Raw genomic sequence first — 17915 nt, 5'->3', positions numbered from 1 at the left:
GAGACGGTTCAGTGGTGCAACAGAGTTCCGGGCACCGGCAGGCCATTTCGCCGCAGGAGCTCCAGGAACAAGGCTGAGTGGTCGAGATCGCCGCCGCCATGTGCGACGAGATCGGTGAAGAGTTGATCTGCGAGGTTCAATGCAGGCAGATCGAGCCCGAGGCGGTCCGCAACGGCGCGCGCCGCCCGCGTATCCTTGATCTGGTATTTCGCTGGCCCCCCGGGAGCGTAGTCGCTCTCGATCATCCGAGCCCCGTGCAGGTCGAGAATCCGCGACGCCGCAAAGCCGCCCAAGAGTGCCTCCCGCACCCGGGAAGGATCCGCGCCACCCGCCTGTGCCAGAAGCATGGCCTCCGAAATCGAGACGATCGTGGTTGCCACGACCACCTGGTTCACGAGCTTGGTCAGTGCTCCCGCCCCGGCGGGACCAACAAGGGTGACCCGGCCCATCGCGTCGAAGATCGGCCAGGCTGCGTCGATGTCAGATGCCGCCCCACCTGCCATGATCGAAAGCGTACCGGCTTCGGCCGCAGGGGTGCCCCCTGAGACAGGGGCGTCGATCCAGCGCAAGCCGAGTTCCCCCGCCAGTCTCGCCATGGCCTCGGCTTCGTGCTGGCCGATCGAGGACATGACAATGAGGAGGGCTCCTGGGGACATCTTGTGCGCCGCACCCGAGGGACCGAACAACACCTCCTCGCAAACAGGTCCGGACGACAACATGACGATGACAGCATCTGCCCCTTCCACGGCTTCAACAGAGGTGTCGGCGACCGCGATCCCGTTCCCCAAGGCCTGCGCCTTGGCACGATCGCGGTTCCACGCCCTGACGGTAAACCCGGCCCGCGCGAGGCTGCGTGCCATCGGCCCACCCATCAAACCCGTTCCGAGGACGGCAACCTGTTTCATGCCGCAGCCCGGTCGAAAAATTGCACGGGGCCTTCCTCGCCCGACAGGATCGCTGCCCGGAAGGCGGCCACGTGCGCCGTACGGAGATGGGCTTCGAATGCAGAGCGGTCGGCGTAGACCTCGTAGAAGAGCACTTCGACAGGTTGTGAGCTGCGATCGACACATATGTCGAACTGGTGGCAACCCGCCTCGTCCGCCAGAGAACGCGACGCGTCATTCTGCGCCGCCTCCAGAAAGGCGTCGAGCCGTTGGTCGGTCAGCTTGAAGCGCGGCACCACGACGAAGCTCATTCGGCGGCCTCCGCGACTTTCGGCCCCATCTCGCGGACCATGCGCCGGCGCAATTCGACAACATCGAGATCTTCCGTGAATTCGACATCCGACATCCGAACGATCTGATCGCGCGGAATGTCACGCTTGAGTTTGACGTGATGCGCAAGCCCCATGGGCAGCGCGTCATGTGCGGTGGAGACCCGGGCGGGGATCGCCTTGGCCCATGTGGCGAAACCACCTTCGCCGTCAAGGAAACTCCCGGCCTTGAGATCTGCTTTGGCAGTTGCCACTGCGTCGCCGCGAAATTCCCGCGGTGTCCCGGTGGGTTCGCCACGCAGCACCGCCGAGAGAACCGAAACGGAGGTTTCAAGACCGATCAAATGGAAGGGCCGCCACATCGATCCGTACCAGCCGGAGCGGTCAGTGAGCAGACCGTACTGCTCGAAACAGTCGCGGGTGTACGCGTCGGGCGCTCTGAAGGTGACGAACATGCCATAGCGGATGTTGTTGAAGACCTCGCGGCCGTCCGGCTCTTGGCTGGCCGCAATGTCGACGAGGCCGGTGGTGGGCAGCCGCCCCCCTTCGGAGGCCGGCTTGAAGACCTGCGCAAGGTCATGCAGTCCGGCAGGATAGAACCCCAAACCGTCGTCGGGACAATCCAGCCCAGTGCCGTTGGCAACGGCCGCCATCTCGATTGCGGCCTTGGTGCCATCTGTGAAGGAATTGTACATCTTGGGATTGAAGTCGCCCTTGGCGACGAATTCATCGGACCAACCGAAGTAGCCCCAGACCGTATCGGGGGTCGAGTAGCGGTATTCGGGCTGGAAGTTCATGCCTTTGCCAGCGGATACCAGTTCAAAGCCAGTGGCGCGGACCCAATCGACCAGTTCGCAGATGAAGGCGGGCTGATCGCCGTAGGCCATCGAATAGACCAAGCCTCTTTCTCGGGCCATCCGCGCCAGGATCGGGCCGCACATCACATCGGCCTCGACATTGACCATGACGATGTGCTTGCCGCCATCGATCGCCGCGAGCGCGTGGCGGGTGCCGGCGATCGGGTGACCGGTGGCTTCGATGATGCAGTCGATCCCTTCGAAGGCACAGAGTGCGCCTGCATCCTCCGTCACGAAGGCGCGACCGGTGTCATGCGCATCTGAGAGGGAGGTGGCAGCGTATTCCTCTTCGTTCCAGCCGGTCCGCTTGAGCGCGGCTCGTGCCTTGGCGCCGTCGAGGTCAGCGATGCCGACGATCTGGTATCCGTCGATCTTGCGGGCCTGTGCCAGCACCATTGAACCGAACTTGCCGGCGCCGATCAGGCCAACACGCACAGGTCGTCCGGCGGCATTGCGTTCGCTGAGCATGGTCGAGAGATTCATAGGGGACTCCGTTCAGGCCTCTGCGGCCGGGATGGGGCAGGGGTGCGCACCATGTGCGACATGTCCGAACGGTGCTCCCCCCGCAGGCCGGGATCGACCTGACAGGCATAAGATCGCTGTATGGCTGAATGAGAACAATTTAAGTTTTCTGGACGACCGATTAGTAATTCTAACCGTTGGGACCAGATTGCGAGATCTGCCACGAGCGAGCCTCGGCGGCGATCCAATCGATGAACCGCCGTACCCTGCTACGGCGCAGGTTGGCGGGTGGACAGACCAGCCACTGGGTGGTGATGCGGATCGCGGGAGCATCGCGAAGGGGTTGAACCAGCATACCCCCGGCAAGTTCGCGCTCCATCATGAGCGTACTTTCCAAGGCCACCCCCAATCCTAAAACAGCCGCATCCACTGCCATGTGCGATCGATCGAAACTCAGCCGCCTCGCCATGTTCGGAGTGGGCAGGTCCTGCGCTGCGAACCAAGCAGGCCACTGCACTTGAGCCTTGAGGGATTGGATCAGGCGGAAATTGACGAGGTCCTCGGGGCCAATCGATCTCGGTGGTGCCAGGCGCGGAGCGCAAACGGGAACGAAACTTTCTTCGGCCAGTGGCAATACGTGAAGTCCGGGCCAACGCCCCGTGCCATGGCGAATTTCCAGATCGACGGGATCACGGGCGAAATCGGTTGGCTCGTTGGTGCCGTCAAGGCGAACATCGATACTTGGATTGGCATCGAGAAAGCCGGGCAGGCGCGGCAGCAACCATTTTGTGGAGACCGTTGGGGTAGCTCGGATGGTGAGCGTTGCTGTCGTGCGGGTACCACGCATCGTTTCCGTCGCACGGATCAGGCCCTCTACCTGGTCCGAGATCAGCTCGAAATAACGCTCCCCAGCTTCGGTTAGTCGGATACGGCGACCCTGTCGGGTGACCAGCACCGTGCCGACCTGCGCCTCAAGCGCACGCAGTTGCTGGCTGACCGCCGAGGCCGTGACGCCGAGCTGATCAGCAGCTGCCATGACGGAGTTCAGCGTGGCGACATGGTAGAACACCGCGATGGCCCGAAACGGCGTCATGACTTGCCCTCCTTCTGCCCACGGCATTCCACCGCATCCGAAAGGGCAGCAAAAGCCCTATTGCAAACTTCACAGTTTCACGATTACACGTGAAGAAAGCTGGAGGCACCATGACACGATTCGCAACCCGCCTGAATTCCTTCGCCGCCAAGGCCGAGGTGGAATGGCCAGATCTGCAGGGAAAACCTACGGCGCTGATGATGGCGCGCCGCGCCGCGCGGGTGCCGGGCCTGACCCATGTCGATCTGAACTATCCCGACCACGTCACGGATGACCCGCGCACCGTGAAGGAAGAGATCGAGGCCATGGGGCTCGGGATCAACGGTCTCGCCATGCGCTACTACACGAACCCCGCTTTCAAGCTCGGCGCCTTTACCCATCCCGACAGGGCTGTACGGCGTGAGGCGATCGACCTGACCAAGCGGGGCATCGACGCGGCGCTGGAGATGGACGCCCCGCTGATGACCCTGTGGATGGGGCAGGACGGTTTCGACTACAGCTTCCAGGGCGATTATGGACAGATGTGGGACGACGAGGTGAGCGCCATCCGCGAAGTGGCGGAGCATGCCTCGGACTGCATGATTTCCATCGAATACAAGGCGAACGAGCCCCGCTCCTTCGCGCTTTTGCCCGATGTGGCCACGACGCTCTTGGCGATCGACGAGGCGGGAGCGCCCAATCTCGGGGTCACGCTCGATTTTGCCCACGTGCTGTATGCGGACGAGATGCCCGCTTTCGCCGCAACCCTGATCGCGCGTCGCTCGAGGCTCTTGGGCGTCCACCTCAATGACGGCTATGCCAAGCGCGACGATGGGCTGATGGTGGGGTCCGTGCATCCCCAGGCCACGTTGGAACTGCTCTGGCGGATCCGCCGCGACGGCTACGACGGCGTCATTTACTTCGACACCTTCCCGGATGCGTCCGGCATCGATCCGGTAGAGGAGTGCGCCGCCAACATCGAGATGGTCGAGCGCCTGATGGGCATGGCCGACCGCGTCGATGCCGACAATGCGTTGCATGGCGCCATCGCCACGCAGAACTCGCCCGCCGCCCAACGCGCGATCCAGCGCATTCTGGCCGGCGCCTGACCCGACTTCACAAGTCTCAAGATCATCGTAAAGGGAGGAAACCTGATGACCTCGAAGCTGAAGACCCTGCTGATGGCAGGCACTGTTCTGGGCATGGCCAATGTCGCCATGGCCCAGGATCTCGCCCCGCTCAATTCCGACGAGGAGCCCGATCGGATGGACTGGAGCGAGCTCGACGCGCGCTTCGGCGAGCTGCCCGCGCCGGAGGCGGGCACTGCGGTGGGTGGCGTCTCCAAGACGCTGACCAACGAATACTGGCGGTCTCTGGGTGAGGGTTACGAGAACCTTGCCCAGGAATACGACGTGAAATTTGCCTATCAGGCCGCACCTTCGGAAGGGGATCAGCTTGGCCAGCTCTCGATCGCCGAGAACATGATCCTGCAGGGCTACGACGCGCTGCTGTTCTCGCCGCAGACTGACAACAACCTGCAGCCGGCGCTCGAGACAGCACGTGCGCAAGGCATTCCCGTGCTCAACGTCAACGACGCGGTCATTCCCTCGGTCGAGCACTATGTCGGCAACGTGCAGCGCGACAATGGCGTGCGCGTGGCACAGTGGTTCATCGACAACACCGAGGGCGGCAAGCTCGCGGTGATCGAAGGCCAGCCCGGCGTCTTCGCCGCCGGCCAGCGCACCGATGGCTTCACGGCGACGATCGAGGAGGCAGAGGGCTTCGAGGTGGTGGCCAGCGTTCCCGCCAACTGGAGCCGCGAGCAGGCCTACGACGCGGCGTCCACAATTCTGCAGCAGCATCCCGATCTGATCGGCTTCTATGCCAACAACGACGGCATGGCGCTCGGCGTGGTCGAGGCGGTGAAGAATGCCGGCCTGCAGGAGCAGGTCGCGGTGTTCGGCACCGACGGCATCTCGGACGCCTACGCCTCGATCCGCGCCGGTGATCTCACTGGCACGGTCGACAGCTTCCCGGTGCTCACCGGAGAGGTGGCGATGGAGGTTGCGCTGCGTCTTGTCGCCGGGCAGGACCTGCCGCGTGTGGTGGCAACACCGCAAGCGTTGATCACCGCCGACAACATCGAGCAGTATGCTGTCGAGGATACCGCAGCGCTGCGCGACACGCTCCTCGCGCAGTAACCGGCATCCCAGAGGCGGCGCGCGTACCTCCCTGCGCGCGCCGCCCGTATCCGGAAGGATCCGACATGGTTTCCCAAACCCCGCGCCTTGCAGTGGCAGGCATCGAGAAAGGCTTCCCTGGGATCAAGGCGCTCGACGGTGTGTCCTTCGACGTGCGCCCTGGCGAGGTCCATGGCCTGCTGGGCGAGAACGGTGCCGGCAAGTCGACGATGCTCAACGTCTTGTCGGGCGTACTCAAGGCCAACGCGGGCGAAATCCGTGTCGATGGCCAGAGGCTCGACCTCCACCGCCCAGGCGATGCGCGCGCCGCCGGGATCGCGATGATCCACCAGGAACTTCAACATATCCCGGCTCTCACCGTTGCTCAGAACCTTTACCTTGGACGGCCGCTCAAGGCGGCGGGCGGCCTGCTTGTCGCTCGCCGTGCGCAGGAAGCCCGCGCTCGGGAAATCCTGGCCGATCTTGATCCCACAATCGATCCGGCCCGCCCGATCCACGAGCTGAAAGTGGCGCAGCAGCAGATCGTCGAAATCGCCAGGGCGCTGCTCTACGAGGCGAAGATCATCGCCATGGACGAGCCGACCTCCTCGCTCACTCCGTCCGAATTCGAAAGCCTCGCCGCACTGATCGAACGCCTACGCCAGGAAGGCGTGTCGATCATCTACGTTTCGCACAAGATGGACGAGGTATTCCGTGTCTGCCAGCGCGCGACGATCCTGCGCGACGGCCGCTTCATCGCGACGGTGGATCTCGCCGAGACCAGCGAGGCCGAGGTGGTCTCGCGCATGGTCGGTCGCGACATTCAGCACGAGCGCCACGTGAGCCACGCCACCGCCACCCCCGCGCTGCGGGTGGAAAGCCTCGGCGACGGCCGCATGATCCAGGACGCGTCCTTCACGCTGCACAAGGGCGAGGTGTTGGGGCTTGCCGGTCTGGTCGGCTCGGGGCGCACCGAACTCCTGCGCCTGGTGGCGGGCATCGACCGGGCACGATCGGGCCGTATCGAAGTGAATGGCCGGTCCCACGTCTTCCGTTCGCCGCGTGAGGCGATCGCGGCAGGCATCGGGCTGGTCCCCGAGGAGCGCAAGAAGGACGGCATCGTGCGCGATCGCTCGGTCGCCTCCAACATCGCGCTGCCCTCGATGCGTCGTTTCAGCCGAATGGGGCTGATCCGCCGCCGGGCGCTGAGGCAGGAGGCGACGGACCTCATGCGGCAGATGAACCTGCGACCCCCCAATGTCGATCGGGCCATCGGCCAGTTCTCGGGCGGCAATCAGCAGAAAGCCATCATCGGTCGTTGGCTCGCTGCCGACGTGGACATCCTGCTGTTTGACGAGCCGACCCGTGGGATCGACATAGGCGCGAAGTCCGAAATCTACGATCTGATCGAAAAGCTGGCCGCCCAGGGCAAGGCGATCCTGGTGGTCAGCTCCGAGCTGCCGGAAATCCTGCGTCTGTCCGACCGCGTCATGGTGATGCGAGAAGGTCAGATCGCGGCCACATTGGCAGGCGCTGACATCACGGAAGCGAACATCGCCGCTCACGCCATCCCCCAATCGAAACGCCGTGGCCGGTCCCTGGCCGCCGAACCCGCATGAGCTCCAAAATGACCGACACCACCGACGCCACAACCCCAGCCCGTGGGCTACGGTCCGTCCTGCCAGCGTCCCTGAGCCTGCGCGACGCCGGAACGCTTCTTGGCCTGATCCTGATCCTCATCGTCTTCGCGAGCCTCAACCCGGTCTTCCTGACGGCGCCCAACCTGCTCAACATCTTGCAGCAATCCTCGATCAACGCCTGCATCGCGCTCGGCATGACCTTCGTCATCATTTCCGGTGGCATCGATCTTTCCGTTGGTCCCACCGCTGCCCTATCGGCCGTGGCCGGCGCGGCCCTGATGGCCGCAGGCGTGCCGGTGCCCCTCGCCATCCTGGCGGCCCTTGCCACCGGCATGACATGCGGCCTATTCAACGGAACGCTGATCGCCTTTGCCGGCCTGCAGCCCTTCATCGTCACACTGGGCGGGCTATCGCTCTATCGAGCGCTGGCGCTGATCTTCACGGGCGGTAACCCGATCTTCGGGATTCCGCAGGAGTTCCGCGCGGTGATCAACGGCGATGTCCTGGGTGTACCGGTGCCGGTCGTCATCATCGGCGTGATCGCGGCCCTGCTATGGGTGGTGCTGAACCGAAGCCCCTTCGGTGAATATATCCTGGCCGTGGGCGGCAACCAGGAAGCCGCACGGATTGCAGGCGTGCCGGTCGCGCGCACCAAGATCACCGTTTACGTGTTGTCGGGGGGATTGGCCTCGGTGGCCGCACTCATCCTGACCGGGCGTCTTGGAGCGGCCGATCCCACCATGGGCAACCTGTGGGAACTCGACGCCATCGCGGCGGCGGCGATCGGCGGCGCCTCCCTGATGGGCGGCAAGGGGTCGGTTGTCGGCACGCTGCTGGGTGCGGTGATCCTCGGCTCGCTGCGCAACGGCCTGACGCTGATGAACGTGCAGGCGTTCTATCAACTCCTCGCCACCGGCATTATCATCATCCTTGCCATGTTGATTGACCGTGCCACGCGGGGGAGAGGCTGAGACCATGAAGATCGATCCGCGCACCGTCGGCGCTCAGGTCAGGATGCGGACCCCGTCGCTGACACCGCTCGAGGCGCGGGTCGTCGACACCATGACGGGGCGTGCGGATCTCGATCTCACCACCTCCTTGCGCGAGGTGGCCGAAGAGGCCGGCGTCTCGGACGCGATGATCGTCAAGATCGCCAAGAAGCTCGGCTTCAACGGCTACCGAGATTTCCGTGAGGCACTGGTGGAGTATCGCCAGTCCGACGTGGCCTCGCTGCATGCGGAGATTTCGCCCGAGGACAGCGCAGCCGACATCGTCCGCAAGGTGTTCAACACCGCCGTTCAGGCGCTGGAGGAAACCATGTCGATCCTCGACATGGAGGCGTTCGAGCGGGCCGCCGCCTTGTTGCACGGAGCGCGTAATCGCGACTTCTACGGGCTGGGCGGCTCGGCGCAGATCGCGCGGGATGTGGCGCACAAGTTTCTGCGGATCGGCCTGCGCGCCAATGTCCAGGACGACGCGCACATGATGCTGATGTCGGCCTCTCTGCTTGGCCCGGACGACGTGGTGGTGGCGTTCTCGCATTCGGGCGCAACCTCCGCCGTGCTCGAGGCGACGCGGCTCGCCCGGGCCAATGGGGCGCGCACCATCGCGCTCACCAATTACTCGAATGCGCCTTTGGCGGAGATCGCGGACGTCACCTTGTGTTCGACCGCGCAAGGCTCTCCGCTCCTGGGCGAGAATGCGGCCGCGCGGATCGCGCAGCTCAACATCATGGACGCCATCTTCGTCGCGGTGGCGCAGCGCGACTTTCCGGCCGCCGAGGCCCGTCTGGCCAAGACGATGCGCTCGATCGGTGGCAAGCGCGACAAGTAGGATCAGACCCCATGCCAAAGACCCCCGGTGCCGTCGTTGTCGTCGGCAGCCTTCACTATGACATCTTCGTCGAGGCTCCCCACCGCCCCGCACCAGGCGAAACCGTGACTGGCCATCGCTGGCACCCCAAGTTCGGTGGCAAGGGCGGCAACCAGGCGGTGGCCATCGCGGCCGAAGGGCGCGAGGCGCGCATGGTGTCGGCGGTGGGGGACGACGACTTCGGCACCTTTCTTCTGGAGCGGTTGTCCGAGAAAGGCGTGTTGACTGACCATGTGGCGCGGCTGCCTGGCACCCGCTCGGGCATGAGCGTGGCGGTCTCAGATGCAAGCGGCGACTACGGCGCCGTCATCGTATCAGGCGCGAATCTTGAGATCGCGGAGCAGGCGCTTGCTGCGGACGCGCTGTGGAAAGGTGCCACCCATCTGGTTTTACAGAACGAGGTGCGGGAGGAGATCAACGTCGCCGCTGCACGCGCAGCGCAGGCGCATGGAATCGCGGTCTGCCTGAACGCGGCGCCTTGGCGGGCCATGAGCGCGGGCTTCTTGGATCTCGTCGATATACTCGTGGTCAATGCGCTCGAGGCCGAGAGCCTGTGCGGGATAACCGTGTCGTCCCTGGATACTGCTGCGGCCGCGGCCGAGATGCTGTCTGCGCGTTTTCCTTGTGCCGTGGTAACATCCGGGGGCGATGGCGTGGCATTCCAATGCGGGCAGGATCGGGCGGCCCTGCCGGCCGAGAAGGTCGAACTCGTCTCGACGCATGGTGCAGGCGACTGCTTCATCGGCGCGTTGGTGGGGCAACTTGCTGCCGGAACGAATTTCACAACGGCGCTTGGTCATGCCAATCACGCGGCCGCTCGGCATGTCTCTCAAGTTTCGAATTGAGTTTAGTCAGCGTATTCCTCGACCCTGACCGATGTTGAGCTCGTTTGTCATGTAGCCCGGGTCATGTCCTTGATCCGAGTGGTCATCCTGTCATCTCGACGGCAAACAAGCTCTCTCGTCTGACACTTATTTCTCGGGGAAGAGGTTCGGCATCCATGCCGATGCGAGTGTTGCAGGGAAATGCAGCTGCAGTGGGGAGCGTGAACCCTCGGAAGCCAAGGCTTCCAGTTCGAGAAGCCGGGCCGTTACCTATCGTGCCTGTCGGTCGCTGACCCCCAGCATGTCGGGAACCGCTCCCCGCTCGATCTCGCCTTCCGTCACAATGGCCCGCAGGATCCGATCGCTGCCTTTGAGCACGACACCACGCGCTTCCTGCTGCCGCGCCCACCCATTCTGGGTCGAGCGCCGAGGTAGGTTCGTCGAACAGCATCAACTGCGCGTCGAGCGCCATCGCCCGGCCGATGCCCACGCGCTGCTGCTGCCCGCCCGAGAGCGCGGCGGGGTAACTGTCGGCCTTCTCCGAAAGCCCGATCTCGCTCAGGATCGTCGCCGCCCGGGCCTCGGCTTCCGCGCGCGGCTTCTTCTGCACCGTGACCAGGGCCTCGGTGATGTTCTCACGCGCGGTCTTGTTGGCGAACAGCGCGTAGTTCTGGAACACGAAGGCGGTGCGGCGCCTGAGCGCGAGGATCTGCGCCTTGCTGGCCTTCGCGGCATCCACCGTCAGGTCACCCAGGCGGATCGTGCCGGCCTCGGGCCGGTCGAGGAAATTCAGGCAGCGCAGCAGCGTCGACTTGCCGGTGCCCGACGGGCCGATCACCACGATCCGCTCGCCGGGTGCGATCGAAAGGTCGATGCCGTTCAGCACCGGTCCCTGGCCGAAGCCCTTGGTCAGTCCGGTGATCTCGATCATCGGGCGAAGGCCCGGTTGAGGCGGGTTTCGAGGCCGCGCTGCGCGAAAGACAGCGCCTCGACGATGATCCAGTAGATCACCGCAACCACGAGGAACGCCTCGAAGTAGAGCGCACAAGGCTTTGACAAAGATACAGCGCTGGATGCTTCTTGGGCACGAATTCCGGCCGACCCGATTTATACCTTCGAACTGACCGCAGCTCTCCCCCCATTACTTAATAGTTAAGAAACATCGAACCAAAATAAGGAAACATTTTTACAGACCAGCTGATATCTGCAGAAATATTCCTTCGCTTTGCAAGCAAGTTCCCCAAACCGATGTCAGGCACCCCTCCCGAGCGCCGACCCACCAGCCCCGATGTCGGACGTCTCACGACCGGGTTCAGGTAATGTAGCCTGAAGAGCTCACACGGGACGGGACAGGTTTGCAGGAGTGCTAGCCCTTGCAGGATGATGCGCCCGACGCTGCCTTGGACTGCCTGTGCTCTCTTCGCGTGACCTTCACCCAGAAGATCTTAAACGTTAGATTAAGAACGCCTCCCATACATCTGACATGACAGCGGAATCTTGCCGGCCCTTGGGTGGAGTGCTCACGTGTTCGGCCTTCGGCCTGTATACTGCCGTCAGAACAGCCCGGACAACGGGTGACGATGTGAGCCAAGGACGCCCTCCTGCTCTCATCCCGAGCAGTGAGACCGACGATGGGACTGGTACGCAGATCCACTTCACCCAACCCGAATGCGCTCTATGGCGTGCAGGATCCTGCAAACTGCCGTCCGAAGCCGCGCCTGACACTGGTAAAGGCCAAGCCTCCTTGCGGCGTCGGTGGCCGTTCGTTCATCGATGAGATTCGGCTGCCGCACTACGTACGAAGCAGCGCCAAAGGCAAAGCAAACCTCAAGCTTCACCCGAAGGCAGAAGTTCGAAGCGATGATTACATCTGTATCAACCCGTCATTTCGATCTGGGCGGATGCACAATGCCTTGACGTTTGATATCGACTGCAACAACGGTGTTGCAGCTTTTCTGGAGCTCTTCGAGGATACGGGCATTCATTTTTCGATGCTCGTTGGAGAGCCGTTCACGGACGCGGATATCATGGCCGACCTCAAGCGGGGCGGGTACGGCCAGCACGGCCTGAAGCGGTTGCATGCGACGATCCTGCTCGAATGCGGGGTCCCTGAGTACAACCGGCGCGCCTATTATCTGCTCAAAGTCATTTATCATAATATCTGTGAGCGGTTGCGCCAGTATGGTGCGGCCGTCGATCCAGGCCAGAAAGTCAGCACCAAGAATCCAGAGAGTCCACGATGGGCCGTAATCTCCGGAACCCGGAAGAAAACCTCGCTCTATGAGTTGGCTGCGCTGCTCGAACTCGATGTCGAAGAGTATAAGAAGATGCCGCGGCAGTATCGCCAGGATCTTTCTTGGGCGAGACGGAGTGCTCAGGAAGATGCGGATGCGACCGGCCGCAATTGCGGTGCTTGGGAGGCCTGCCGCTGGATTGCATATCAGAGCTGGTCGAGCTTCCGCTCAGAGGAGCGCTTTATCGAGCACATGATCCTGGAGGTCAACGAGCACAATCAGCTCCACAATGCCCACAACCCGATGTCGGTCAGCGAATGCCAGTCGATCGCACGCTCGATCGCACGCTGGACTTGGAAGCATCAGCCAGACCCTGCCACTTACAAGAACCGGGGCGCTGCGCGCGAATATATGCACGCAGGCAACTCGCGAAAGCGGCGTCAGGCTATCGGTGCTCTCTATGCCAATTCAAAACAGGTCGAGGCCAATGCGGAGAAGATCTCGGCTGCACGGGAGTTCATGAAGTCCCAAGGCGAGGTGCCGACGAAGAAAGGAGTGGCTCGCCTTACCGAACTGAGTGTGAATACCGTGCGCGCTCACTGGGATGGACATGCTTCCACCTCACGCGAGCGTCTCGACAGCCTCCGTCAAGGGGTGTGCGTTCGGCTGCCGTCCGACTCTCAGAGCGCTGCTCAGAGGGCGAGGATGGGGGTCAAAATGGTGCACTCAGAGATTGGCCCTATCAATAAATCCACCGAAGATACCGGCGCCACCTATAAGAAGGGAGAGCAGCCGAACGGCAAGGAGCATAAGGAAACCCTACCTATTGGTACAGGTAACCTTATAAGGCTGGGCAACCGCATGCCCCCTGCGGTGCGGGCAGCTCAGAAAGATGAGGGGCAGGTGATCCCTTTAAGCACCGGCATCTCCCCACCCAGGGACGCGGAGGGCAACGTCATCCGTCGGGATCATACGGATCCTCCTTTCTAGGGGTGTCTGGCTGATGAACTCTGCCATCGCGCTCGGGACCATGACCAAAAGCCGGCGGCGCAAAGCCTCCCTATGCTCAGGCCGCGTTTCGCTGACCATCTTGTGCACTAGCCCGACTATTTTGGAACGGAACGACCATGGGTCCTGCTGATGTCATCAGGATCTCGCACCCGATGTCGAAGACATGGGAGATCAGCTCGGGCCGGAACACCTCAGAGACGGGGCCCTGTCCGGCAACGCCGCCATCCCTGAAGAGCACCAACCTGTCCGCAAAACGCGCGGCGAGATTGAGATCGTGCAGCACCACCACCACGGTTCGGCCCATCTCATGCGCGAGGCGGCGCACGCGGTCGAGCGTCTCAAGGGCATGGGCGATATCGAGATGGTTGGTGGGCTCGTCGAGCAGGATCGCCGGCGCCTCCTGCGCCACGGTCATGGCCAGCCAGGCGCGCTGGAGCTGGCCACCCGAGAGCGCGGCGATGGGCCGGTCGGCAAGATGCGAGAGGTCCACCGCTGACAAGGCGGCATCGACTGCCGCGCGATCCGCTGCGCCCGGCCCCGTAAAGCGGCTCGCATGCGCATAGCGGCCAAGGCCTGCGAGATCGCGCACGGTGAGGTCTCCGGGGGCCTCGGGCGTCTGGCCCAGCATCGCAATCTCGCGGGCCAAGGTTCTCGCGCTGCGCTCGGTAACAGGGCGATCTCCAAGAAGGGCTGCCCCGTGCCGCAGCAGCAGCAGCCGGCGCATCGCCTTCAGCGCGGTCGACTTGCCGCAGCCATTCGGGCCGCACAGCGCGGTGACCTGTCCCGCCGGGATCTCAAGCGTGAGACCCTCGAAGACGAGCCGGTCGCCATAGCCGGCGGCGGCATTCCGAAGAGCGATATGGGTGTCAGGCATGGGCATCACCTCGGCGATTGAGAAGCCACAGAAAGAAGGGTGCGCCAAGTCCGGCGGTCACGGCGCCCACCGGCACTTCGAGCGGCTGGAAGGCCAGCCGCACCATCAGGTCCGCGCCTGTCGTCATGGCAGCCCCCAGTAGGGCCGCCCCGATGAGTTGCGGCGCGGCCCGCAACCCGAACAGCAGGCGCGCGGCATGGGGTGCCAGCAGCCCGACGAAACCGATCCCGCCGGCCACGCTGACCGCGCCCGCGGCGAGCGCGACGGCCAGGGCCAGGGCAGCCCCGCGCACGGCCGCCACGGGCAGGCCGGTGGCAAAGGCGCTGTCCGGATCGAGCCGCAGCTGGTCGAGCGGCCGCGCGAGAAGAATGAGCACCGGCAGCGAGAGGCCCAGCACGCTGCCGAGCAGCACCACATCGCGGCCCTGCGCGGCCTGCACCGAGCCAGCAAGCCAGATCAGCGCCTGCGACGTGCGGTATACGGGTCCGACGATCAGCAGCAGCACGACGATCGCCTTGGCCAGCGCGGCAAGCGCCACGCCGTAAAGCAGGAGGCGCAGCGGATCTGCGCGATGCCTGCCACCCAACAGCAGCACGAGAAGCGCGAAACCGGTGGCACCCAGCCCGGCGAAGGCGGGCTGCCAGGCCACCGGCACCGTCAGGTGGTTCGCGGCATCGGAGAAGATGGTCAGGAACAGTAGCACCCCGACGGCGGCGCCATCGGTAATGCCCAGCACCGAGGGCGCGGCGAGCGGATTGCGGGTGGCGCGCTGCAACAGCGCGCCCGACAGCGCCAGCGCGGCCCCTGCGAGCGCCGCGAGTGCCACCCGGGGCAGGCGCAGCGTCCAGACAATGACCATGTCCATGCGCTCGCCCGTGCCCAAGAGCGCGGCGATGACCCGGTCCGAACCGAGGAAACTGCTGCCGGTGCCGATCCCGGTCACCAGGAGGGCCATCAGCAGCAAGACCAGCAGGCCGAGGCGTGTCGCGGTGACGTTCATGCCGGGGCCCGCCGATGGAGCAGTGCCAGTAGGAGTGGCACACCGGCCAGCGCGGTGACTGCTGAGAGTGGCGCCTCGCCCGGCCAGATCAGGTAACGCGCGAGAATAAGCGGCAACGAGCGCCAGAGCGGCTCCCTGAGCGGCAGGAGCCGAGCATGTCCCATGACCCGCGTGGCGCGCGCCAGATGCGGCGCGCCGAGCCCGATGAAGACCACCGGGCCCGCGACCGCGACGGCGGTCCCCGCAAGCAGGGCGGCCCCTTGCCGCATGTGGCGGGGTGGAGCGTCGAGGGATATTGGGAGTGACGCCCACCCCGCCACCCCCATCATCAAGGCCGCGCCCATTCGTCACAGCAAGGTAGTTGGGGCGGCGAGCTATCTACCTCTACCTCCCGGCGTATTAACTCCCCTCCGAGCTTGGCCTCGAGTATCGCCTACAGACAAACTGCGTCCGGCATGCCACCCGCCCTCACGGTTAACGTCTGCGCGACTGCATTCCTGCGCGAGGCGTCCGGGGGTGCAGCAGCTCCGCCAGATCGTAGCCATGTCGCCTGGCCGCGGCCTCGGCCGCTCGCAGGGCCTTGTCCCGGTCCGACAGGTCAGGGGCTTTTCCGGTTTCGTCCAGTGGCCGGCGCCTGACGCTCTGAACCTCGGTCCTGTGTGTATGCCGGTCCTCGTCGTCGATTTCCCGAACAGCCTTCGACCAGTTTTCCTCCTCCCTTCCGGAAGGCTCGCCCTCGCGCAGCCAGATCTCATACGCGCGCTGCCGAATTCGATCCTCCCGAGATGGCGTCATTGCGAACCTCATGTCCTCACACTGCAAACTAGCCGGCCGGGAGGGCGGGACAATGCGTGGCAGGCCAGACAGCAGGACCGCCCGGAGGTGGAACTGTAGCTGCAGTCCCTGAACGCGAAACCCGTGGGTGAAGCCAGAATTGTCAACATTATGATAAATAGAAGAAAATCTGCGCCGACCGTACGATTTCCGTTGCGTGTCCGGAGGGCGCAAGGTATACAGGACCCATCAAGGGAAGAGCGATCGACCTTTGGCGCTGCATTGGCGGCTTACAATACAAAAGGATCAAACACGAGAAATCGTGATCCTCAAGATACAGCTTCATGGAAGCTGACCCCCGCCGCAAGGCGGCTTAGTCCCCGGAGATACTATCTCCGGGGTTCTGCTTTTCAGGGATGAGCCTACGCAGTTTTTTCGCCAGGCCTCTTCTATCCGACCCCTTGGGATACAGGGCGCCCGGATAACCAAGCAAACGATCCGGGCGCTGCATTGATCGTGGAATACGTCGGCGAACTCTCCTGACCAGCCCGCCGTTCAAGACACCAGAAAGGCACAAGCTTGGATGGAAGCGTGTGTTATCACCGGAACGACACGTTGCGATGTCATCTCGTATTCGCTAGACAGGCAAACCTGATTAATGTGCGACTGAAAAGGAATGGTCATGGCTGATGCCGATCTCGACAGCCTGGAGCTGGGAGAACTCAAGGAACTTCAGAAATCCGTCGAGAAAGCGATTTCCAACTACCACGATCGCAAGCGCGCAGAAGCGCGTGCCGCTGCGGAAGCGGCCGTCCGGGAACTCGGCTACAACCTCGATGACGTGATTGCGATGAGGGGCGCCAAGGGAAAGGCCTTCAAATCCGGTGCGCCGGCGAAATACCGCAATCCAGAAGACCCCACCCAGTCCTGGTCGGGGCGTGGACGCCAGCCGCAATGGATGAAAGACGCGATCGAGAACGGCGCCAATCGCGATGATTTCCTGATCGATCGCCTGAATGGTGGTCATGCGGCGGGCTGATTAAGCGACCACGCGCTGCTCCATGGGCAAACTGCTCCGCTAAAGGGGTCTGAAATAGAAACGGGCGACCGGAATGCACCGGTCGCCCGTTATCCGCCAAGCGTGGGTCCCGGACGGTTATTGCGCCAGCTGCCGGTGCCGTTCCACCATCCTCGCTGTCCGTGATCGCAGTCCTGTCGCGGTTGCAGCCCCGGAGGGCGGGGTCGAGGATCTGAGGGGCTGACGCTTGGCAGGCGCCACCGGCGCCGCTTTCGCGGCCTTTTTGGGCCCAGGGCGCTCGATCACGCTGTAGTCGAAGTCCGTACTCCAAGCGGGTAATCTGGCATGCGGCAGCTTGCCATCGAAGTGCCCCCGTAAGGCCCCCGGCGATGCCTCGAGAAAGGCGTCTCGCTCCTCAGGCCGCAGGCCATCGAGGTAAGCAATAATCTGGGGGTGCCGCAGCCGTTTCGCGATCTCCGTACGCTGGTGATCCGTCGGCGCTTGCAGGTAGGCTTTCATTGCCGGGATCAGGCGGCTGGGGGAGCCTGAGACCGCTGCGGGTGGCTGGGTCACGGCCGAGGGCGCGTCGAACTCCTGCTGACGCCGCGCCTGCTCCGCTGCAGCATCGTGCCCGCCGCCGCGGCTCCCCCCGAGGCCGAGGGCGCGCGCCGTCTTGCGCGCCGCGACAAGCGGCAACCCGAGGAGCTTCAGGATCAGGTTCAGAAACTTGCGCGCCAGCTCGAGCATGGCCTCGAGAATCGCAGCACTCATCGGCGTGACAGGTTCCCCTCGCCGGCGCCGGCTCGCGGGGTGGGTTGATGCATTCGTCATTTGGATCTCCTTTGTTGCGAATACGCGGAGGAGATCCGGCGGCGGGATGCATA

The 17915-nt window shown here is 63.7% G+C and carries 19 protein-coding genes and 1 pseudogene; 9 read left to right on the top strand and 11 right to left on the bottom strand.

Going from position 1 to position 17915, the window contains the following annotated elements:
• Positions 1 to 8: 8 nt before the first annotated feature.
• The 4 genes from T8T21_RS17470 to T8T21_RS17455 all read right to left on the bottom strand — a co-directional run bounded on the left by T8T21_RS17470 (position 9) and on the right by T8T21_RS17455 (position 3625).
• Positions 9 to 905: an NAD(P)-dependent oxidoreductase gene (locus tag T8T21_RS17470; RefSeq protein WP_322337943.1), complete on the bottom strand. Its 897-nt coding sequence runs from the start codon at positions 903 to 905 to the stop codon at positions 9 to 11.
• On the bottom strand, positions 902 to 1195 hold the full coding sequence (locus tag T8T21_RS17465; protein WP_322337942.1) for a putative quinol monooxygenase: 294 nt from the start codon (positions 1193 to 1195) through the stop codon (positions 902 to 904). Before T8T21_RS17465 ends, T8T21_RS17470 begins: the two co-directional genes overlap by 4 nt.
• Positions 1192 to 2553 carry an NAD(P)H-dependent oxidoreductase gene (locus tag T8T21_RS17460; RefSeq protein WP_322337941.1) on the bottom strand — a complete coding sequence of 454 codons (1362 nt, stop codon included), beginning with the start codon at positions 2551 to 2553 and terminating at the stop codon, positions 1192 to 1194. Before T8T21_RS17460 ends, T8T21_RS17465 begins: the two co-directional genes overlap by 4 nt.
• Before the next feature lie 169 nt (positions 2554 to 2722).
• Positions 2723 to 3625 carry a LysR substrate-binding domain-containing protein gene (locus T8T21_RS17455; protein WP_322337940.1) on the bottom strand — a complete coding sequence of 301 codons (903 nt, stop codon included), beginning with the start codon at positions 3623 to 3625 and terminating at the stop codon, positions 2723 to 2725.
• A 110-nt stretch (positions 3626 to 3735) separates the two neighbouring features.
• Here T8T21_RS17455 and T8T21_RS17450 point away from each other — a divergent pair, with 110 nt between their 5' ends.
• The 6 genes from T8T21_RS17450 (at position 3736) to T8T21_RS17425 (ending at position 10141) form a co-directional block, all read left to right on the top strand.
• On the top strand, positions 3736 to 4713 hold the full coding sequence (locus T8T21_RS17450; RefSeq protein WP_322337939.1) for a sugar phosphate isomerase/epimerase family protein: 978 nt from the start codon (positions 3736 to 3738) through the stop codon (positions 4711 to 4713).
• 45 nt (positions 4714 to 4758) lie between these two features.
• A complete protein-coding gene (locus T8T21_RS17445) occupies positions 4759 to 5805 on the top strand; it encodes a sugar ABC transporter substrate-binding protein (RefSeq protein ID WP_322337938.1) in 1047 nt (348 codons plus the stop codon).
• 65 nt (positions 5806 to 5870) lie between these two features.
• Positions 5871 to 7403 (top strand): sugar ABC transporter ATP-binding protein, encoded by a 1533-nt coding sequence (locus T8T21_RS17440; RefSeq protein ID WP_322337937.1) that lies wholly within the window; start codon positions 5871 to 5873, stop codon positions 7401 to 7403.
• 8 nt (positions 7404 to 7411) lie between these two features.
• Complete coding sequence (locus T8T21_RS17435) at positions 7412 to 8395, top strand: ABC transporter permease (RefSeq protein WP_322337936.1); 984 nt, start codon at positions 7412 to 7414, stop codon at positions 8393 to 8395.
• Positions 8396 to 8399: 4 nt separating this feature from the next.
• The gene (locus tag T8T21_RS17430) at positions 8400 to 9257 is read left to right on the top strand and encodes a MurR/RpiR family transcriptional regulator (protein WP_322337935.1); all 858 of its coding nucleotides are present in this window, start codon (positions 8400 to 8402) and stop codon (positions 9255 to 9257) included.
• A gap of 11 nt (positions 9258 to 9268) precedes the next feature.
• Positions 9269 to 10141: a ribokinase gene (locus T8T21_RS17425; RefSeq protein WP_322337934.1), complete on the top strand. Its 873-nt coding sequence runs from the start codon at positions 9269 to 9271 to the stop codon at positions 10139 to 10141.
• Between the two features lie 82 nt (positions 10142 to 10223).
• Here the strand turns inward: T8T21_RS17425 and T8T21_RS17420 are convergent, their stop codons facing one another.
• Positions 10224 to 11051, bottom strand: a complete 828-nt coding sequence (locus tag T8T21_RS17420) for an amino acid ABC transporter ATP-binding protein (RefSeq protein WP_322337933.1) — start codon at positions 11049 to 11051, stop codon at positions 10224 to 10226.
• A pseudogene (locus T8T21_RS17415) lies at positions 11048 to 11161 on the bottom strand (amino acid ABC transporter permease); the annotation flags it as partial. The gene T8T21_RS17420 and the pseudogene T8T21_RS17415, both read right to left, overlap by 4 nt.
• Positions 11162 to 11751: 590 nt before the next feature.
• Between T8T21_RS17415 and T8T21_RS17410 the strand changes: the two are divergent.
• Complete coding sequence (locus T8T21_RS17410; RefSeq protein ID WP_322337932.1) at positions 11752 to 13344, top strand: primase C-terminal domain-containing protein; 1593 nt, start codon at positions 11752 to 11754, stop codon at positions 13342 to 13344.
• 76 nt (positions 13345 to 13420) lie between these two features.
• Here the strand turns inward: T8T21_RS17410 and T8T21_RS17405 are convergent, their stop codons facing one another.
• From T8T21_RS17405 to T8T21_RS17395, 3 genes are read right to left on the bottom strand one after another with little or no spacing between them, the layout of a single operon-like run.
• Complete coding sequence (locus T8T21_RS17405) at positions 13421 to 14239, bottom strand: ABC transporter ATP-binding protein (RefSeq protein ID WP_322337931.1); 819 nt, start codon at positions 14237 to 14239, stop codon at positions 13421 to 13423.
• On the bottom strand, positions 14232 to 15239 hold the full coding sequence (locus T8T21_RS17400) for a FecCD family ABC transporter permease (protein ID WP_322337930.1): 1008 nt from the start codon (positions 15237 to 15239) through the stop codon (positions 14232 to 14234). Before T8T21_RS17400 ends, T8T21_RS17405 begins: the two co-directional genes overlap by 8 nt.
• Complete coding sequence (locus T8T21_RS17395) at positions 15236 to 15454, bottom strand: iron chelate uptake ABC transporter family permease subunit (RefSeq protein ID WP_322338008.1); 219 nt, start codon at positions 15452 to 15454, stop codon at positions 15236 to 15238. Before T8T21_RS17395 ends, T8T21_RS17400 begins: the two co-directional genes overlap by 4 nt.
• Here T8T21_RS17395 and T8T21_RS17390 point away from each other — a divergent pair.
• Positions 15395 to 15544: a hypothetical protein gene (locus T8T21_RS17390; RefSeq protein ID WP_322338015.1), complete on the top strand. Its 150-nt coding sequence runs from the start codon at positions 15395 to 15397 to the stop codon at positions 15542 to 15544. The two genes, T8T21_RS17395 and T8T21_RS17390, sit on opposite strands and share 60 nt — an antisense overlap.
• Positions 15545 to 15713: 169 nt before the next feature.
• On the opposite strand, the gene T8T21_RS17385 is transcribed toward T8T21_RS17390, so the two are convergent.
• Entirely contained in the window at positions 15714 to 16034 is a 321-nt protein-coding gene (locus T8T21_RS17385) for a DUF2934 domain-containing protein (RefSeq protein WP_322338007.1), read from the bottom strand.
• A gap of 661 nt (positions 16035 to 16695) precedes the next feature.
• Between T8T21_RS17385 and T8T21_RS17380 the strand changes: the two genes are divergently transcribed.
• A complete protein-coding gene (locus tag T8T21_RS17380; protein WP_322337929.1) occupies positions 16696 to 17052 on the top strand; it encodes an H-NS histone family protein in 357 nt (118 codons plus the stop codon).
• Between the two features lie 117 nt (positions 17053 to 17169).
• Here T8T21_RS17380 and T8T21_RS17375 read toward each other — a convergent pair whose 3' ends face one another.
• Complete coding sequence (locus tag T8T21_RS17375) at positions 17170 to 17778, bottom strand: hypothetical protein (RefSeq protein ID WP_322337928.1); 609 nt, start codon at positions 17776 to 17778, stop codon at positions 17170 to 17172.
• Positions 17779 to 17915 lie beyond the last annotated feature (137 nt).

The sequence above is a fragment of the Limimaricola variabilis genome (genome assembly GCF_034371605.1).
GTDB classification, from domain to species: domain Bacteria; phylum Pseudomonadota; class Alphaproteobacteria; order Rhodobacterales; family Rhodobacteraceae; genus Limimaricola; species Limimaricola variabilis.
This window is presented reverse-complemented; position numbering and strand designations above follow the sequence as displayed.

What these genes read in the sequence shown, in the direction of transcription:
- T8T21_RS17470 (WP_322337943.1), bottom strand. Translation starts at nt 905, where the DNA reads ATGAAACAGGTTGCCGTCCTCGGAACGGGTTTGATGGGTGGGCCGATG.
- T8T21_RS17465 (WP_322337942.1), bottom strand. Translation starts at nt 1,195, where the DNA reads ATGAGCTTCGTCGTGGTGCCGCGCTTCAAGCTGACCGACCAACGGCTC.
- T8T21_RS17460 (WP_322337941.1), bottom strand. Translation starts at nt 2,553, where the DNA reads ATGAATCTCTCGACCATGCTCAGCGAACGCAATGCCGCCGGACGACCT.
- T8T21_RS17455 (WP_322337940.1), bottom strand. Translation starts at nt 3,625, where the DNA reads ATGACGCCGTTTCGGGCCATCGCGGTGTTCTACCATGTCGCCACGCTG.
- T8T21_RS17450 (WP_322337939.1), top strand. Translation starts at nt 3,736, where the DNA reads ATGACACGATTCGCAACCCGCCTGAATTCCTTCGCCGCCAAGGCCGAG.
- T8T21_RS17445 (WP_322337938.1), top strand. Translation starts at nt 4,759, where the DNA reads ATGACCTCGAAGCTGAAGACCCTGCTGATGGCAGGCACTGTTCTGGGC.
- T8T21_RS17440 (WP_322337937.1), top strand. Translation starts at nt 5,871, where the DNA reads ATGGTTTCCCAAACCCCGCGCCTTGCAGTGGCAGGCATCGAGAAAGGC.
- T8T21_RS17435 (WP_322337936.1), top strand. Translation starts at nt 7,412, where the DNA reads ATGACCGACACCACCGACGCCACAACCCCAGCCCGTGGGCTACGGTCC.
- T8T21_RS17430 (WP_322337935.1), top strand. Translation starts at nt 8,400, where the DNA reads ATGAAGATCGATCCGCGCACCGTCGGCGCTCAGGTCAGGATGCGGACC.
- T8T21_RS17425 (WP_322337934.1), top strand. Translation starts at nt 9,269, where the DNA reads ATGCCAAAGACCCCCGGTGCCGTCGTTGTCGTCGGCAGCCTTCACTAT.
- T8T21_RS17420 (WP_322337933.1), bottom strand. Translation starts at nt 11,051, where the DNA reads ATGATCGAGATCACCGGACTGACCAAGGGCTTCGGCCAGGGACCGGTG.
- T8T21_RS17410 (WP_322337932.1), top strand. Translation starts at nt 11,752, where the DNA reads ATGGGACTGGTACGCAGATCCACTTCACCCAACCCGAATGCGCTCTAT.
- T8T21_RS17405 (WP_322337931.1), bottom strand. Translation starts at nt 14,239, where the DNA reads ATGCCTGACACCCATATCGCTCTTCGGAATGCCGCCGCCGGCTATGGC.
- T8T21_RS17400 (WP_322337930.1), bottom strand. Translation starts at nt 15,239, where the DNA reads ATGAACGTCACCGCGACACGCCTCGGCCTGCTGGTCTTGCTGCTGATG.
- T8T21_RS17390 (WP_322338015.1), top strand. Translation starts at nt 15,395, where the DNA reads ATGTCCCATGACCCGCGTGGCGCGCGCCAGATGCGGCGCGCCGAGCCC.
- T8T21_RS17385 (WP_322338007.1), bottom strand. Translation starts at nt 16,034, where the DNA reads ATGACGCCATCTCGGGAGGATCGAATTCGGCAGCGCGCGTATGAGATC.
- T8T21_RS17380 (WP_322337929.1), top strand. Translation starts at nt 16,696, where the DNA reads ATGGCTGATGCCGATCTCGACAGCCTGGAGCTGGGAGAACTCAAGGAA.
- T8T21_RS17375 (WP_322337928.1), bottom strand. Translation starts at nt 17,778, where the DNA reads ATGCTCGAGCTGGCGCGCAAGTTTCTGAACCTGATCCTGAAGCTCCTC.